Raw genomic sequence first — 15,865 nt, 5'->3', positions numbered from 1 at the left:
GCCGCTACTTCTCCCGCACCGGAACGGGTTTGCGACGGCGGAAGAGCAGCATGGCCGCGGCGCCGATCACGATGCCGCCGCCCAGCAGCCCCAGCCCGACCACGGTCCGGGTCGAGTCGGCGGCCTGCGGCGGGATACCGCCCGCGGGCACCGTCCCCGGCACCGCGGGCTGTTCGGGCGCCGCGCCCGGGCCGGTACCGCCGGCGGGTTTCGCGACGAAGTTCTTCGGGATCGAGCAGCTCACGCCGCCGAGCACGAGCGTCGTGCGGGCCTCGCGCAGATCCTTGCCCGCGTCGTCGCGCACGTGCGTGACGATGTCCACCTTCCAGCCCGCCACCGCGGTCACGTCGCCGTTGCGCCAGCCGTCCTGCCGGATCAGCTGGTCGAAGGCGGTCACGCGGGACACGGTCAGGTCGGAAGTGGTCTCGTCCTTGCCGATGTTCTCGTTCTTGATGACCGACGGCGGGCCGAGCTTGAGCCCCTTGACGTCGACGCCCGAAGCGCCGGACGGCTTGAGCGCGCCGGTTTCGTCCCGCACCCAGATCTTGCCCACGCTCGTCGACGACGTCGCCTTACTCGGCGACGAGCAGTCGACGGCGCTCTTCGCGCCTTCGAGCACCAGCACGGTGTTGTCGGCGGGCTTCGCGCCCCCGCGCCCGTTGTCGAGCAGGGCGTAGTTGCTCTCCGCGACCGCCGTCGGGACCGTGGTCTGCTGCAGCGCGGCGAGCACGTTGTGGTCGCGGCTGGCGATACCGGGCGGGAACGGGCTCTGGGCGCCGAAGCGGCCCAGGTTGACGGCCCATTTGTCGCCGAAGGTGTTCTTCTCGCCGTCGTCGCGCGGGACGACGGTGCGGTCCGGGGAGAGTTTCGACTGGCCGGGCGTCAGCGGCGAGCGCTGGGTCTCGGTGATCAGCGATCCCGGGTTCCCGATGCGCACCGACGCCACATTCGCGAACGACACGGGGCCGGTCTTCTCATCGACGGCCTGCGTCGTCTGCGCCGAGGCGAGCCCCGGAACCGACGCCAAAGCGACGGCCGCCGTCGCGGCGGCCAGCTTCGTCACGAAACGAGTCATGTCTCCCCACTGCCTCTCCGGGCCCTCAGAGCGCGGTCGTCAGCGTACGAGAAGCGACGAAACGCTCCGCGACAACCTTGCACCGTTGGCGACCACATGCGAAGTGGAATGGTCATTTCTTTGCTAAGTCACCCGAATGGAGCAGTAACATCGCCGCCAAGTGGTCGCCCGGTCGGCGAACAGACCACCGGGGGCGGGAACACTAGGATGGGCTGGACTGTTACTGGCAATGACTTCGGAAATCATGATGGACATGGAGGCGGCGATGGCTACGGTGACCCCGGACTCTGCCGCCCCCGGCCTCTCGGAGGACCCCGGGCCGCATTCGTCGGCCCGTCCCCCCGCCGAACCCGCGACGTCGGCCTCGCCCGCCGTCCTCGCGGACGCCGGCGACCTGCTCAGGGCACTCGCCGCGCCCGTGCGCATCGCCATCGTCCTGCAGTTGCGTAACGCGGACAGGTGCGTGCACGAACTGGTGGACACACTCGATGTCGCGCAGCCGCTGATCAGCCAGCACCTGCGGGTGCTGAAGACCGCGGGTGTCGTACAGGGTGAGCGACGCGGCCGTGAGGTGGTGTACCGGCTGGTCGACGATCACCTTGCGCATATCGTGGTGGACGCCGTAGCCCACGTTCAGGAGGGGAAGTGAGCATGAGTCCGACGACGGCCAACAGTTCCGCGCCGGTGCCGGGACGCCGGTCGACGAAACAGCGGGCCGCCGTGGTCGAGCTGCTCAAGGAGATCGACGACTTCCGTTCCGCCCAGGAACTGCACGACGAGCTGCGGAAACGCGGCGACGGCATCGGGCTCACCACGGTGTACCGAACGCTGCAGTCGCTGTCGGAGGCCGGCGAGATCGACGTCCTGCGCACGGACACCGGCGAGGCCATCTACCGGCGTTGCTCGTCGCACCACCACCATCACCTGGTGTGCCGACTCTGCGGCAGCACGGTCGAGGTCGAGGGCCCCGCTGTGGAGCGGTGGGCCGAGAAGATCGCTTCGGAGCACGGCTTCTCCGACATCAGCCACACCGTGGAGATCGTCGGGACCTGCTCGAACCACTGACGAACGCTATGAAAGGTCCTTTCCTGGCAAATTTTGCAAGGAAAGGACCTTTCATAGCATCGGCTCAGTACTCGTAAGGGTCCTTCGGCGCCGGCACCTGCCGCACCGAGGTGAGCGTCAAATCCGGCATGTAGCTGTTCTCCCGTACCGCGGTCCCCGGCACGACCGTCCCGGTGACCTCCAGCCAGGTGTCGTTCCCGAAGCCCGACACACCGTCGCCCACCATCCGCACGGTGATCGGGAAGGCGTCGGCCGCGCAGCAGCCGATGACCATCCGCGCCAGCATCGTGTTGCCCTCGTTGTGCACGACGAAGCCGGACAGCCGCACCGTGCGCCCGTTCAGCGAGCCACTGGAATCCCATCCCGCGCGGCTGACGAACTCGTTGACCTCCAGCGGGACCACGTCCCCGGCGGGCAGGGGCGGGAAGGCGGCCGCGTTGCTCGCCGAAGCGCTCTGTGGCGCCCTGGCCTCGGTGCGGGTCACCGAATCGGCGCCCAGCGCGGGCGGCGCGACCAGGAACACGGCCAGCACCGGCACCATCAGCAACCAGGCCGAGCGGGTGTTGTGGTCGTGCGCATGGACGTCCCCGGACACGACGGCGGCGGCCCGCGCGGCCAGCAGGTCGCGGACGATCGCGACCGCGCCCAGCGCCACCATCACCGCGCCGCCCGCGATGATCCACGGCTGCTGCGCGGGTTTGACGTAGCGCAGGTAGTCGCCGTTGATCGTGATCTTGAGCAGCGCCCCGCCGAGCAGGATCAGCAGGATGTTCTGGGTCTCGCGTTTCACGCGCCACCTCCGAGGATCAGCACACCCGACACGACCGCGCACGACAGCGCGACCACGAACGTCACCGGCGCGAATCGGAGCGCGAAGGATTTGCCGAAGGTGCCGGTCTGCAGGGCGAACAGCTTCACGTCGATCGCGGGCCCGACCACCAGGAACACCAGTTTCGGCAGCAGCGGCATCGCGGTCAGCGACGCGGCGACGAAGGCGTCGGCCTCACTGCACAGGGCCAGCACGACGGCGAGCACGGCCATCACCAGCACGCCGAGCACGATCTGCTCCCCCAGCACCCCGAACCACTTGGCGGGCACCAGCACGTTCATCGCGGCGGCGATCATCGCGCCGAGCACCAGGAAACCGCCCGCCTCGACCAGATCCGCCCGCGCGGTCTCGGCGAAGGTCTTCCAGCGCGAACCGTGCTGAACCTCCGGAAGCCGCCGCAAAGCCCGCTCCGCGATCCAGTCGAGCTTGCCCCACTTCGCCCACAGCCAGCCCATCACCATCGCGGTGGCGAGCGAACCGGCGAAGCGGGCGAACACCATTTCCGGGTTTCCGGGGAACGCCACCGCCGTCGCGACCAGCACCACCGGGTTCACCGCGGGCGCGGCGAGCAGGAAGGTCAGCGCGGCCGCGGGCGCGACACCCTGGCCGATCAACCGCCGCGCGACCGGCACCGACGCGCATTCACACCCCGGCAGGGCGACCCCGGCCAGCCCCGCGACGCCGACGGCCGCACCGGCCCGGCGAGGGAGCACCTTCTCCAGCACCCGCGCGGGCACGAACGCCGCGATCGCGCCGCTGATCAGCACCCCGAGCACCAGGAACGGCAGCGCCTGCACGCAGACGGCGACGAACACGGTCGAGCCGGTCCGCAGCGCGGGCACGTCGAACACCTGCTGGAGCCAGCTCTGCCCGAGGATCGCGATCAGCAGGATCGCGCAGAGCACCTCGATCGAGGTGATCTTGAACCGCCGGGCCGGCTTCTTCTCCGGGGCGCTTCTGGAAATGGTTTCCATGCGCGCGATGATGCCAGGTGACCGTGCGTTCCGGCGGTCACTCCCCGGGAGCGGTGCCCAGCAGGTCCGAACGCAGCTGCGACGCGGTCGAGACGACCAGCATGAGCAGCGTTCCGAGCGGCGAGGGGTCCATGCCCTCGGCCGGGAACGCGTACCTCAGCGTGATGTCGATGCCCTTCTCCGAACGCACGACCCCGAGCGTCCCGAACAGGCCCTGTCCGGCGCGTTCCGCCGCCGAGGCCGCGATCGCCGGGTCGTCCGGCAGATCCCAGGCCACGACGCAGGTCAGGCTCAGCACGGTCAGCCCTTCGGCCAGCCGGGTCGCCTGGATGACGCACGGGACGTCCGCGTGCGAGAAGGTCAGCGCGCCGTCGTCGTCGACGTGGACTTCGAGATAGCGTTCGAGCGCTTCCCGCGCGGACGTGAGCAGGGCCGCCGTGTCCGCCGCCTCGGTATTCATGCCGCCTCCGCGGGAAAAAGTACGTCGGCGGGGGTCATGGAGTTCCTTCCGAAGCCTTGTCGACGGCCCCGCCGAACCGGCGGTCCCGTTTCGCGAATTCGAGGCACGCCCGCCACAGGTGGGTGCGGTCGAAGTCGGGGAAGAGCGTGTCCTGATAGACCATCTCGGCGTAGGCCGACTGCCAGAGCAGGAAGTTCGACGTCCGCTGCTCCCCCGACGGCCGCAGGAACAGGTCCACGTCCGGCATGTCGGGCTGGTACAGGTACTTGCCGATGGTCTTCTCGGTGACCTTGTCCGGGTTCAGCTTCCCGTCGGCGACGTCCTGCGCGATCCGGCGCATGGCGTCACCCAGCTCGGCACGGCCGCCGTAGTTGACGCACATCGTCATGTTCAGCGCCGTGTTGTGCTTGGTCTTCTCCTCGGCGACCTGGAGTTCCTTGATGACGCTCGCCCACAGCTTGGGGCGGCGGCCCGCCCAGCGGATGCGGACGCCGATCGAACCGAGGTAGTCGACCTGGCGGCGGATGGTGTCGCGGTTGAAGCCCATCAGGAAACGGACCTCCTCCGGGCTCCGCTTCCAGTTCTCGGTGGAGAACGCGTACACCGAAAGCCATTTGACGCCGAGCTCCACGGCGCCGCTGGCGACGTCGATCATCACCGCTTCACCGCGTTTGTGGCCCTCGATCCGCGGCAGGCCCCGCTGGTTGGCCCAGCGGCCGTTGCCGTCCATCACCAGCGCCACATGCTTCGGGAGGAGTTCCTTGGGGATCTCCGGCGGCCGGGCACCGGACGGATGCGGCTCCGGCGCGCGAAGTTCGAATTGTGACGCCTTGTTCTCGCGTCCCCTGCGCAGCACCTTCGAGCCTCCTGAACGAGTGAACCTGTGCCTGCGACCCTACTGCGCCGGAGTCGTGGTCTCCCGCGCACGCCTCTCCACCAGCGGCAGCGACCGCAACTGGCGCTCCAGATGCCACTGCAGATGCGCCGCGACCAGGCCGGACGCGTCCCGCCGCGGCACCGGCAGCGACGCCTCGGCCACCGGCCACTCGCCGTGCAGGAGCGCCGCGAGCAGCGTCAGCACCTCTTGGGAGGGGTGGACACAGCCCGGAACCCGGCAATCCGGGCACATCGAACCCCCGGCGGACACGCTGAACGCCTTGTGCGGGCCGGGCAGGCCGCAGCGGGCGCATTCGGTGATCGCGGGCGCCCAGCCGGCGTAGGCCATGGCCCGCAGGAAGAAGGCGTCGAGGATGAGGGAACTGTCCCGTTCGCCGCCCGCCAGCGCCCGCAGCGCTCCGACGACGAGCATGTAGAGCTTGAGCACCGGCTCGCCTTCTTCGGCGGACAGCCGGTCCGCGGTCTCGGCGATGGCGCTCGCGGCGGTGTAACGCTGGTAGTCGGCCACCAGCGGCAGCGCGAAGGCGTCGACCGTCTCGACCTGGGTGATCACGTCGAGGGAGCGGCCGGTGTAGAACTGGACGTCGACGTGCCCGAACGGCTCCAGACGCGCCCCGAAGCGCGATGACGTCCGACGCACGCCCTTCGCGACCGCACGGACCTTGCCGTGCCGCCGCGTGAGCAGGGTGACGATCCGGTCGGCCTCACCCAGCTTGTGCGTCCGCAACACCACTCCGGTGTCGCGATAAAGGTTCACCACCCCGACATCGTCCCACTTGGGACCGACATCGGGGTGGTGTGCCCCGGAATCAGCAGTAGCGGCCGTAGCAGCTCGGCACCGACGCGGCCGCGACGATCGAAATGATGATCATGACGATGGCGAACAGGCAGCCGAGGCCGCCGATGATCGACGCGATCATGCACATGGTCCGCGTGGACCTCGACGCGTCCGCGGCGGCGGCGTAGTTGCCCTGCATCTTGTACGTGTTGACCTCGTTGGACTTCATGATCGCGAAGATCGCGATGATCCAGCAGAGGAAGATGCAGCCGATCGCCCAGCCCTTGTAGTCCTTGATGGCGTTGATGTCGCCACCGCCACCGGGCATGCCGCCCGGCGCGCCGTAAGGGGAAGGCTGGCCGTACGGAGCCGGCTGGCCGTAGGGGGCGGGCATGCCACCGGACGGCGGCCCGTAGCCAGGCTGCTGTCCGTAGGGCTGCTGCTGGCCGTAGGGGTTGGTCATGAAAGTGGTCCTCGTTGTTCTTTCGGCTACGGGTCGGGCTAGATGCTCGCGGCGACCAGGACGATCCAGAGAATGGAGAACAGGCAGCCGACACCGCCGATGATCGAGGCGATCATGCACATGGTCTTCGTCGACTTCGACGCGTCCGCGGCGGCGGCGTAGTTGCCCTGCATCTTGTACGTGTTGACCTCGTTGGACTTCATGATCGCGAAGATCGCGATGATCCAGCAGAGGAAGATGCAGCCGATCGCCCAGCCCTTGTAGTCCGGGATCGAGTTGATGTCACCGCCGCCACCGGGCATGCCGCCCGGCGCACCGTAGGGCGCGGGCTGACCGTACGGCGCGGGCTGGCCGTAAGGCGCCGGCTGGCCGTACGGCATCGGGTTCGGGCCGGAGGGCTGACCGTACGGCGCGGGCGTGGCGCCGGACGGGGGTCCGTATCCGGGCTGAGGCTGCTGGCCATAGGGCTGCTGGCCGGGGCCGGGCTGCTGGCCGTACGGGTTCGTCATCGGGGTTCCCCACTTTTGTCGCATTTGCCGACGGGTGGATCCCGCCGGTTTTTCCTTACTGTTGCGGTGTTCCGGGCCCGTTCGGCCCATCCGCTCCGGGCAACCGCTGCCTCAGCTGCTCCGGGGTGATCTTCTGCGTCGGCTCGGCTTCGTCGAACCCTGACGGTGCCTGCTGAGGCTGCTGCCCCGGGCGGAGGACCTGGGTCGGCTCGGCCTCGCCCAGAGCCGGCTCAGGCTGGGACTCCGGTGACGGCGCCGCGGTTCCCTGCGCCTGCTGCCCGAACGGCTGCGGCGGCTGGGGCTGCTGCGGCGCGCCGAACGGCTGCTGCGGCGGCTGCTGCCCGAAGGGCGAGGGCTGGGCCGGGAACGGCGATGACGGCGGCGGCGCGGGGAATCCCGGCGTCTGGCCGAACGGCGCCGACGCGGGCGCGGCGGCGGCTTCGCCCGGCACGACGACGGTGCCGAGGATCTTGTCGGCGAACGTCTGCTTCTTCTCGTCCCACAGCGGCCAGAGGTAACCGAGGCCGCAGACCCAGCCGTCCAGGTTGTGGCACAGGTCCCGGACGAAGGCCATCAGCGGGCCGATCGGCTGGCCGTCGCTCTCGCGGACGAGCTTGGTGTTCACCATCTTCTTGCCGAGCGACTGGCCGGTGGTGCCCATCTTGATCCACCGGTTGTAGACGGTCCAGCCGATGCCGGCGAGGTAGCCGATCCCGGAGATGATGCCGCCGATGAGCGAATTCGCGTTCGTGGCGATGATGGCGCCGATGATCGGCAGCACAACGATCGGCGCGAAGTCGATCAGCGATCCGGCCGCGCGAAGGCCCCAGTGGGCGTAGGTGGTCTGCGGGCCGAACTGGGAGGCCTGGCCGAACGGCGACGGCTGTCCCGGCTGCTGCCCGAACGGGGATTGCGGCTGCTGGCCGAACGGCTGGCTCGGCTGCTGGCCGAAGGGCGAAGACTGGTCACCCTGCGGCTGGGACTGCTGCTGACCGAACGGGGAGGGCTGCGCGCCCTGCTGCTGACCGAACGGCGAAGACGGTTGCTCGCCCGGCGCGGGCTGCTGACCGAAGGGCGAAGGCTGTTCCCCCTGCTGCGGCTGCGAAGGCTGCTGGCCGAAAGGCGAAGGCTGATTTCCCGGGGCCTGCTGGCCGAACGGCGAAGGCTGGCCTCCCGCCGCCGGCTGCTGGGGCTGTTGCCCGAACGGCGAGGGCTGTTCTCCCGACGGCGGCTGTCCGAACGGCGACTGCGGCTGCGGGGACCGCGGCTGCCCATCCCCGGATCCGGGCGGCGGCTGCTGTCCCGGCGGCTGCTGGCCGTAGGGAGTGGTCATCGAAATCCCCTCGCTGGTTCCTCGCCCCTGGCGCGCGGGGCCTCGTGCGACGACCCGGGCTGAATGTACGGCATGGGTACACACCGAGCAGACCGGTGCGCGGGAGCGTACTCGGTACCACCGACGATCCGGGCCTCGGCCCGGCACTCACACGTAGAGCGAGGTGAACGGGGCGAAGGGCAGGTTACGGATGACGAACCACACGACGAACACGACACCGAACGCGAGCGGCGTCCAGCGCCAGTGCAGCCAGCTGTTCACCGCGCGGCCGCGGAGCCTGCCGACCGCCCAGGCGACGGTGCTCCAGACGAGCAGCAGAACGACCACAAAGGACACCGCGTTGTAGTGCAGTGCGGCGGGGATGTCCCCGTGCAGCGCGCTGTAGACCATGCGCATGCCGCCGCAGCCGGGACAGGCGATGCCCAGCAATGTCTTGGTGGGGCAGACCGGAAGCGGCCCGCCCGGAGTGGTGGGATCACCCAGCCAGAGGACGACGCAGCCGAGGCCCGCCCCGGCGGCGATGGCCAGGGGCGGCCCCAGCGCGCGGGCCTTGGCTTTGAACCCGCGCGCCGGGAATCCCGTGTAGACGGACGTCGTCACGGCGTGAAGCTTCCCGCCGACGCGCCGATGATGACCATCACCACGATGAAGATGATGTACAGCAGGAAAAGACCGCCGGTGGCGATCGCTCCCCACATGGACCACTTCTTCGCGTCGTCGGCGGCCTTCTGGGCTTCGGCGTAGAAGCCCTGCGACCACAACGTCTGCACCTGGCTCGACTTCACGATCGCGACGATACCCAGCGGCAAGCAGCACAACACCGTGCAGAGAATGGCCCACACCAGGTTGTTGTCCGGCGGGGGCCCGTAGTTCGGCATGCCGCCGTAGTACGGCTGCTGCGGCGGTGGCCCGCCCGGAGGCGGGTAGTTCGGGTATTGGTCGGTCATGAGGTCTCCCCCTCGAGCGCCGGGATCAGCGGTAGTTGTTCACGTCCACCGAGGCCGCGAAGACGCCCAGGACGACGACGAGGACAACGTACAGAACGATGATGACGCCACCGACGATCGCCGCGATGATCGACCACTTCTTGGCGGCGTCGGCCGCTTCCTGCGCCGCGGCGGGCTGGCCCTGCGCCCAGAGGGTGTTCACCTGGTTCGCCTTGACGATGGCGACGATGCCGAAGGGCAGGCAGCACAGGATGGTGGTGAGGATGGCCCACACCAGGTTGTTGTTGGGCGGCGGGCCGGGGTTGTTGAAGCCGCCACCGCCCTGAGGGTCGCCGGAGTAGTTGGGCAGGCCCTGGTTGTCGGTCATTTACCGCTTTCCCTTCACGAATGAGATGTCGAACTCCGACCCGGGCGCGCCGCCCGATCAGCGATCACCGGAGTCAAGGGTTGAGACTCTAAGGTCACCCGTCCGGTTCCACATCATCAACCGGTCTCCGCGACCGAATCGAGACATTCCGTTCAGTCAGAAGCCCAGCCGTCGCAACTGTCGGGGGTCGCGCTGCCACTCTTTGGCGACCTTGATGTGCAGGTCGAGGTAGACCTTCGAACCGAGGAGCCCCTCGATCTGCTGCCGGGCGCGCGCGCCGACGTCCTTGAGGCGCTCACCCTTGTGCCCGAGGATGATGCCCTTCTGGCTCGGACGTTCCACATAGAGGAACGCGTGCACGTCGATCATGTCGTCCCTGCCCTCGTGGGGCAGCATCTCCTCGACGGTGACGGCGATCGAGTGCGGGAGTTCGTCCCGGACGCCTTCCAGTGCCGCCTCGCGGATCAGCTCGGCGACCAGGGTCTGTTCCGGCTCGTCGGTGAGTTCACCACCCGGATACAGCTGCGGTCCCTCGGGAAGGTGGCGCACCAACAGGTCCGAGAGCGCGCCGACCTGGAAACCGTCCACAGCGGACACCGGGATCAGCTCGGCGAACTCCATGACCTCCTGCAGGGCGAGCAGCTGCTCGGCGACCTGCTCGGGTTTCACGAGATCCGTCTTGGTGACGACGCCGATCACCGGTGTGCGCTTGGCGATCTTCTTGAGTTCGGCGGCGATGAACCGGTCGCCAGGGCCGACCTTTTCGTTGGCGGGCACGCAAAGCCCGACAACGTCCACTTCGGACCATGTCGAATGGACGATGTCGTTCAGCCGCTCGCCGAGCAGGGTCCTCGGCCGGTGCAGGCCCGGTGTGTCGATGATCACCAGCTGCGCGTCGTCGCGGTGGACGATGCCGCGGATGGCGTGCCGGGTGGTCTGCGGTTTGCTGGAGGTGATCGCGACCTTGCTGCCGACGAGCGCGTTGGTCAGCGTCGACTTGCCCGCGTTGGGCCGCCCGACGAAGCAGGCGAAACCGGAACGATGCGGCTCGGCCATCAGTTCAGCACCTTGCCACTCGGGTCGGCCAGGTAGATCGGGGCCTTTTCGGCGATGTCCCGGACCGCGTGCACGGACGCTTCCTTGAGCAGTCCTTCGGCGGTGACCACGACAGCGGCCTCGATTCCTTCGGCTCCGCTCGAAACGGCGGCGGCGACGGCGGCCTGCAGCGCGGTGAGCTTGAACGACGGCTGGTCGACCGTGCTCGCCGCGTACGTGCGGCCGTCGGTGTCGCGGAGCGCGGCGCCTTCGGCGGCCTGGGTGCGGGCTCGCGCGGACCTGGCCAGGGTCACCAGCTTCTCGTCCTCGGCGTCCAGCTCAGGCATGTTCGACACTCCTGTCACTTTCATCGGGCTGCGGGACCCGGGTCCGGCGCCTGCCCTGGGCTGCGTCGGTCACCGCGTCCGCGTCGGCGGGGTGGACGACCACCGTGGTGATCCGCATCCGCCCGCGCCGGTCCTTACCGCCTTCGGCGAACAGCCGAAGTCCGGCGACCTCGGCTTCGGCCCCCGGCAGCGGGACCCTACCCAGTCGCTCGGCGAGCAGCCCGCCCACGGTCTCCACGTCGTGGTCTTCGAGGTCGATCCCGAACAGTTCACCCAGGTCGTCGATCGAGAGCCGGGACGAGACGCGGACCGCGCCGTTTTCGAGTTCTTCGACCTCGGGGCGTTCATCGGCGTCGGATTCGTCGGTGATCTCGCCGACGATCTCCTCGAGGATGTCCTCGATGGTGAGCAGGCCGGCGGTGCCGCCGTACTCGTCGACGGCGATCGCCATGTGGTTGTGCGAGACCTGCATCTCCTTGAGCAGATCGTCGAGCCGTTTGGAGTCCGGCACGAAACTCGCCGGGTTCATCAGCTCCTCGACCTGCCGCTGCGAGCCGCCCTCGGCCATGTACGCGGGCATGAGGTCCTTGATGTTGACCACGCCCACCACGTCGTCGACGGAGTCGCCGATCACCGGCAGCCGGGTGAACCCGGTGCGCAGGGCCAGCGCGAGCGCCTGGCGCACGGTCTTGTCGTGCTCGATCCAGACGATCTCCGTGCGCGGCACCATGACCTCGCGCGCGACGGTGTCGCCGAGTTCGAACACCGAGTGGATCATCTCGCGTTCGGATTCCTCGACGACGCCGCGTTCCTGGGCGAGGTCGACCAGTTCACGCAGTTCGACTTCGGAGGTGAACGGGCCTTCGCGGAAGCCGCGGCCCGGGGTGATGGCGTTACCGAGGACGATCAGCAGCCTGCTGAGCGGGCCGAGGATCGACCCGAGGACGCGGACGGGACCCGCGACGACGAGGCCGATCCGGTACGGGTGCTGGCGGCCGAGGGTGCGCGGGCCGACACCGATGAGCACGTAGCTCACCACGACCATCACCCCCGCGGCGACCACGATGGCGAGCCACAGCGGCCGGATCCAGCGGAGGATGTCGACGGTGACCAGCACGGTGGCGGTCAGCTCGCAGGTCATCCGCAGCAGCAGGATCAGGTTGATGTGGCGGCGGCGTTCGGCGATGACCAGCGACAGCTGACGCGCGCCGGGGCGGCCGAGCCGGACGAGACCGTCGGCACGGGCCTTGGAGACCGTGCTGACGGCGGCGTCGGCGGCCGCGAACACCCCGGCGAGCAGGATCAGCGCGATCGCGATGACCAGCAGGGCCGTGGGACTACCCATGTCCGCGAACCGCCTAGGCGGGGGGCTCTTCGGCGGGCGCGGCGGCGTCGAGGCCGGCGGTGCCGAGGAGCCTGTCGTCCGCGGAGCGCTGCGCGTCGCGCTTGTTGTGCGCGGCCACCGCGGCCTGGAACTCGCCGAGGATCCGCTTCTGCAGACCGAACATCTCGCGTTCCTCGGCGGGTTCGGCGTGGTCGTAGCCGAGCAGGTGCAGCACACCGTGCGTGGTGAGCAGGTGCAGCTCGTCCATCAGCGCGTGCCCGGCCGTCTTCGCCTGGTCCTTCGCGAACGCCGGGCACAGCACGATGTCGCCGAGCAGCGCGGGCGAGGCGTCGGGCGCGTCGGGGCGGCGCGACGAGTCGAGCTCGTCCATCGGGAAGGCCATCACGTCGGTGGGACCGGGCAGGTCCATCCACCGCTCGTGCAGATCCTCCATCACCTCGAGGGTGACGAGCAGGATGGACAGCTCGGCGAGCGGGCTGACCTCCATCTTGTCGAGCGCGAAGCGGGCGGCCGACACGATCGAGGTCTCGTCGACGTTCACGCCCGATTCATTGGCGATCTCGATGCTCATGAACGCCGCTGCCCTTTCCAACCGCTGCCCTGGTCCTTGCTGTCCTGCAGCGCCTGCCACTTCTCGTACGCGTCGACGATGTCGCCGACGAGCTTGTGCCGCACCACGTCCTGGCTGGTGAGCTGGGCGAAGTGCAGATCCTCGACACCTTCGAGGATGTCACGGACCACCCGGAGGCCGCTCTTCTGGCCGTTGGGGAGGTCGACCTGCGTGACGTCACCGGTGACGACGATCTTGGCGCCGAACCCGAGCCGGGTGAGGAACATCTTCATCTGTTCCGGCGTCGTGTTCTGCGCTTCGTCGAGGATGATGAAGGCGTCGTTGAGGGTGCGGCCGCGCATGTACGCCAGCGGCGCGATCTCGATGGTGCCCGCCTGCATCAGCCGAGGGATCGACTCGGGCTCGACCATGTCGTGCAGCGCGTCGTACAGCGGGCGCAGGTACGGGTCGATCTTCTCGTTGAGCGTGCCCGGCAGGTAGCCGAGTCGCTCACCGGCTTCGACCGCGGGGCGGGTCAGCACGATGCGGGTGACCTGCTTCGCCTGCAGCGCCTGGACGGCCTTGGCCATGGCGAGGTACGTCTTGCCGGTACCGGCGGGGCCGATGCCGAAGACGATCGTGTGCTTGTCGATGGCGTCGACGTAGCGCTTCTGGTTGAGCGTCTTGGGCCGGATCGTCTTGCCGCGCCGGGAGATGATGTTCATGCTCAGCACTTCGGCCGGTGACTCGTGGTCACCGGTGGAGAGCATGCCGACGGTGCGGCGGACGGTGGCCGGGTCGACCTGCTGGCCGCGGCCGGCGAGCGTCACGAGTTCGGCGAAGACACGTTCGGCGAAGGCGACGTCGGCGGGAGCGCCGGTCAGGGTGACCTCGTTGCCCCGGACGTGGACGTCGGCGGCGAGGAGCTCTTCGGCGACGCGGAGGTTTTCGTCCCTCGAGCCGAGCAGGCTGAGCGCGGCGGCGTCGGGGATGGGGAATCGGGACTGGGCCGCTTCGGTGATGGCGGCTTCATCAGCCTTCGTCGGGGTGACGTCCGCGGGAACGTCGGGTCGGGCGGCTTCACCCGGTACGGTTCCGGCCACGTGGCCTCGGGCCTACTTCCTGCGCTTACGCTGCGATTTTCAACGACAGTGACGAGTTCGATGTTACTGGTTGCGGGTGGCGGCACGCAGTCCGGTTTCCGCAGGCCGCGCGCTTCAGCGCCCGAAATGCCCCAGCTGCTCGCCGCCGAGCACGTGCGCGTGCACGTGGAAGACGGTCTGCCCGGCGTCACCGTGGGTGTTGAAGACCACCCGGTAACCGGACTCCGCGATCCCCTCGATCTCCGCGACCTTGCGAGCCGTCGACGCGACGTCCGCGAGCAACTGCGGGTCGGCGGCGGCCATTTCACCGACGTTCCGGTACCGCTTCTTCGGCACCACGAGAACATGCACGCGAGCCTGCGGCGCTATGTCCCGGAACGCATACGTCGTCGCGTCCTCGTACACCTTGTCGGACGGGATCTCCCCCGCGATGATCCGCTCGAACAACGTCTCCGCGTCACTCATCCCCCCACCCTATCGCCCACGAGAGCCCCACGCGGACGGGGCGAAGGGAGCTTTCGCCGCGTCGCATGCGAGGAAAGTCCCCTTCGCGTCCACGCATCCCGGGCGGGGTGGCCGGGGTGGTCGTGAGTGGCACCCGCACTCACGTGATCGAAGCCGGAACTCGCGTGATCAGCGGCGGAACACCCCGAGTGCGGCCTCCAATCACGCGAGTCACGTCCCTGATCACGCGAGTCACGCCGAAACCGAAGACCCGCCGCCGACCTCACCGTGGGGGCTCGGCCCCGATTCAACACGCGGCGGCGCGGATCTCGGGGCGAGGCAAGGAGCGAAGCGTCTTGCGAAGGGCTCGAAATGAAGATGCCGCGGCGCGGTGGGCCCTGGGGGTCGGCCCACCGCCGCCGCGGCTCCGCCGGACCGAGGGGGGAGGTGCCCGGCGGGGATTCACGCGCGCGACCGGGCTGCATCCCCAGTGGCGCGCCGAAACCGTGTGTTGCGCGTCAGTTAACGAGAGTAACGGCTGTTTGCGTGATCGCGCCATAACTCGCCGCAAATTAGTGGGGTGTTTTTTCACTTCCAGCGGTCGGTGAGAACCCCCAGTGCGCCGAGTGCCACGGCGGCGGCGGTGGAGGTGCGCAAAACGGTGGGGCCCAACCGGATGGCGGTGGCGCCGGCGTCGGTGAGGGTGTTCAGTTCTTCGTCGGTGATGCCGCCTTCGGGGCCGACGACGAGAAGGATGTCGCCTTGTGCCGGGAGTTCGATCTCGGTGAGGCGGGTGGTGATGCCGGACTCGAGGACGAGTGCGCGGGAAACGGTCTGCGCGAGTTCGGCGAGTTCGCGCGTGGTGGCGGGTTCGGCGACTTCGGGGACGTGGGCGCGGCGGGCTTGTTTGGCGGCGGCGCGGGCGGTGGTGCGCCAGCGGGTGAGGGCCTTGTCGCCGCGGGTGCCTTCTTCCCAGCGGGCGACGCTGCGGGCGGCGCGCCAGGGGACGATGGCGTCGGCGCCGGCTTCGGTGGCGAGTTCGACGGCGAGTTCGCCGCGGTCGCCCTTGGCGAGGGCCTGGGCGACGATGACGCGCAGCGCGGGCGGGTCCTCGACCCAGTGTTCCTCGATGGCCAGAGTGAGCGCCGCGTCCCTACCCGCCTGGACGGCTTCGACGACGCAGCGCGCCATGCCGCCTTCGCCGTCGGAGAGCACGAGACGTTCGCCGACGCGCAGGCGGCGGACGGTGGCGGCGTGCCGGGCTTCCTCGCCGTCGAGGGTGGTGCGCCCGGAGCCGGGCAGCGCGGCGGTGAGGAAGACCGGCAGTGTCGTCTCGGGCACGGG

Annotated in this window: 22 protein-coding genes; 3 read left to right on the top strand and 19 right to left on the bottom strand. The window is 69.1% G+C overall.

Annotation, left to right across the window (positions count from 1 at the left end):
* Positions 1–4 precede the first annotated feature (4 nt).
* Entirely contained in the window at positions 5–1,075 is a 1,071-nt protein-coding gene (locus tag ACSMFO_RS12040; protein ID WP_436458618.1) for a hypothetical protein, read from the bottom strand.
* A 265-nt stretch (positions 1,076–1,340) separates the two neighbouring features.
* Here ACSMFO_RS12040 and ACSMFO_RS12035 point away from each other — a divergent pair, with 265 nt between their 5' ends.
* Positions 1,341–1,724: an ArsR/SmtB family transcription factor gene (locus tag ACSMFO_RS12035; protein ID WP_038524048.1), complete on the top strand. Its 384-nt coding sequence runs from the start codon at positions 1,341–1,343 to the stop codon at positions 1,722–1,724.
* Positions 1,725–1,726: 2 nt separating this feature from the next.
* Positions 1,727–2,140, top strand: coding sequence for a Fur family transcriptional regulator (locus ACSMFO_RS12030; protein ID WP_020629376.1), 414 nt, complete (start codon positions 1,727–1,729; stop codon positions 2,138–2,140).
* A 64-nt stretch (positions 2,141–2,204) separates the two neighbouring features.
* Here ACSMFO_RS12030 and ACSMFO_RS12025 read toward each other — a convergent pair whose 3' ends face one another.
* Genes ACSMFO_RS12025 through ACSMFO_RS11990 form a run of 8 tightly spaced genes read right to left on the bottom strand, consistent with a single transcriptional unit; the run spans position 2,205 to position 7,831 of the window.
* Positions 2,205–2,930, bottom strand: coding sequence for a TIGR03943 family putative permease subunit (locus ACSMFO_RS12025; protein WP_038517042.1), 726 nt, complete (start codon positions 2,928–2,930; stop codon positions 2,205–2,207).
* Positions 2,927–3,943 (bottom strand): permease, encoded by a 1,017-nt coding sequence (locus ACSMFO_RS12020; RefSeq protein WP_016332474.1) that lies wholly within the window; start codon positions 3,941–3,943, stop codon positions 2,927–2,929. The genes ACSMFO_RS12025 and ACSMFO_RS12020 overlap by 4 nt, the downstream gene beginning before the upstream one ends.
* Positions 3,944–3,980: 37 nt before the next feature.
* The gene (locus ACSMFO_RS12015; RefSeq protein WP_360082770.1) at positions 3,981–4,403 is read right to left on the bottom strand and encodes a hypothetical protein; all 423 of its coding nucleotides are present in this window, start codon (positions 4,401–4,403) and stop codon (positions 3,981–3,983) included.
* 34 nt (positions 4,404–4,437) lie between these two features.
* Entirely contained in the window at positions 4,438–5,259 is an 822-nt protein-coding gene (locus ACSMFO_RS12010) for an isoprenyl transferase (protein WP_038517047.1), read from the bottom strand.
* A gap of 39 nt (positions 5,260–5,298) precedes the next feature.
* Positions 5,299–6,060, bottom strand: a complete 762-nt coding sequence (gene recO / locus ACSMFO_RS12005) for a DNA repair protein RecO (RefSeq protein ID WP_038517050.1) — start codon at positions 6,058–6,060, stop codon at positions 5,299–5,301.
* A 49-nt stretch (positions 6,061–6,109) separates the two neighbouring features.
* Complete coding sequence (locus tag ACSMFO_RS12000; protein ID WP_038517052.1) at positions 6,110–6,541, bottom strand: CD225/dispanin family protein; 432 nt, start codon at positions 6,539–6,541, stop codon at positions 6,110–6,112.
* 38 nt (positions 6,542–6,579) lie between these two features.
* Positions 6,580–7,050: a CD225/dispanin family protein gene (locus ACSMFO_RS11995; RefSeq protein WP_016332469.1), complete on the bottom strand. Its 471-nt coding sequence runs from the start codon at positions 7,048–7,050 to the stop codon at positions 6,580–6,582.
* Positions 7,051–7,105: 55 nt separating this feature from the next.
* Positions 7,106–7,831 (bottom strand): RDD family protein, encoded by a 726-nt coding sequence (locus ACSMFO_RS11990; RefSeq protein ID WP_436458614.1) that lies wholly within the window; start codon positions 7,829–7,831, stop codon positions 7,106–7,108.
* A 48-nt stretch (positions 7,832–7,879) separates the two neighbouring features.
* Here ACSMFO_RS11990 and ACSMFO_RS11985 point away from each other — a divergent pair, with 48 nt between their 5' ends.
* Positions 7,880–8,446 carry a hypothetical protein gene (locus ACSMFO_RS11985; RefSeq protein ID WP_436458613.1) on the top strand — a complete coding sequence of 189 codons (567 nt, stop codon included), beginning with the start codon at positions 7,880–7,882 and terminating at the stop codon, positions 8,444–8,446.
* Positions 8,447–8,530: 84 nt separating this feature from the next.
* Here the strand turns inward: ACSMFO_RS11985 and ACSMFO_RS11980 are convergent, their stop codons facing one another.
* From ACSMFO_RS11980 to ACSMFO_RS11935, 10 genes are all read right to left on the bottom strand, one after another.
* The gene (locus ACSMFO_RS11980; RefSeq protein WP_410648984.1) at positions 8,531–8,983 is read right to left on the bottom strand and encodes a DUF2752 domain-containing protein; all 453 of its coding nucleotides are present in this window, start codon (positions 8,981–8,983) and stop codon (positions 8,531–8,533) included.
* A complete protein-coding gene (locus ACSMFO_RS11975; RefSeq protein ID WP_436458611.1) occupies positions 8,980–9,330 on the bottom strand; it encodes a CD225/dispanin family protein in 351 nt (116 codons plus the stop codon). Before ACSMFO_RS11975 ends, ACSMFO_RS11980 begins: the two co-directional genes overlap by 4 nt.
* Positions 9,331–9,355: 25 nt before the next feature.
* A complete protein-coding gene (locus tag ACSMFO_RS11970; RefSeq protein WP_038517060.1) occupies positions 9,356–9,697 on the bottom strand; it encodes a CD225/dispanin family protein in 342 nt (113 codons plus the stop codon).
* 156 nt (positions 9,698–9,853) lie between these two features.
* On the bottom strand, positions 9,854–10,753 hold the full coding sequence (gene era, locus ACSMFO_RS11965; protein WP_016332464.1) for a GTPase Era: 900 nt from the start codon (positions 10,751–10,753) through the stop codon (positions 9,854–9,856).
* Positions 10,753–11,079 carry a cytidine deaminase gene (locus tag ACSMFO_RS11960; protein ID WP_038517063.1) on the bottom strand — a complete coding sequence of 109 codons (327 nt, stop codon included), beginning with the start codon at positions 11,077–11,079 and terminating at the stop codon, positions 10,753–10,755. Before ACSMFO_RS11960 ends, era begins: the two co-directional genes overlap by 1 nt.
* Positions 11,072–12,424 carry a hemolysin family protein gene (locus ACSMFO_RS11955; protein ID WP_360082762.1) on the bottom strand — a complete coding sequence of 451 codons (1,353 nt, stop codon included), beginning with the start codon at positions 12,422–12,424 and terminating at the stop codon, positions 11,072–11,074. The genes ACSMFO_RS11960 and ACSMFO_RS11955 overlap by 8 nt, the downstream gene beginning before the upstream one ends.
* Before the next feature lie 13 nt (positions 12,425–12,437).
* The gene (gene ybeY, locus ACSMFO_RS11950; protein ID WP_038517068.1) at positions 12,438–12,995 is read right to left on the bottom strand and encodes an rRNA maturation RNase YbeY; all 558 of its coding nucleotides are present in this window, start codon (positions 12,993–12,995) and stop codon (positions 12,438–12,440) included.
* The gene (locus ACSMFO_RS11945) at positions 12,992–14,077 is read right to left on the bottom strand and encodes a PhoH family protein (protein WP_037342828.1); all 1,086 of its coding nucleotides are present in this window, start codon (positions 14,075–14,077) and stop codon (positions 12,992–12,994) included. The genes ybeY and ACSMFO_RS11945 overlap by 4 nt, the downstream gene beginning before the upstream one ends.
* Positions 14,078–14,191: 114 nt before the next feature.
* Positions 14,192–14,542, bottom strand: coding sequence for a histidine triad nucleotide-binding protein (locus tag ACSMFO_RS11940; protein WP_436458607.1), 351 nt, complete (start codon positions 14,540–14,542; stop codon positions 14,192–14,194).
* Positions 14,543–15,109: 567 nt separating this feature from the next.
* Positions 15,110–15,862 carry a 16S rRNA (uracil(1498)-N(3))-methyltransferase gene (locus tag ACSMFO_RS11935; protein ID WP_436458605.1) on the bottom strand — a complete coding sequence of 251 codons (753 nt, stop codon included), beginning with the start codon at positions 15,860–15,862 and terminating at the stop codon, positions 15,110–15,112.
* Positions 15,863–15,865 lie beyond the last annotated feature (3 nt).

Origin of the sequence: Amycolatopsis sp. w19 (assembly GCF_051373225.1) — a bacterium.
Taxonomy (GTDB): domain Bacteria; phylum Actinomycetota; class Actinomycetes; order Mycobacteriales; family Pseudonocardiaceae; genus Amycolatopsis; species Amycolatopsis japonica.
The sequence above is the reverse complement of the archived record's forward strand: the minus strand, read 5'-3'. Positions and strand labels throughout refer to the sequence as shown.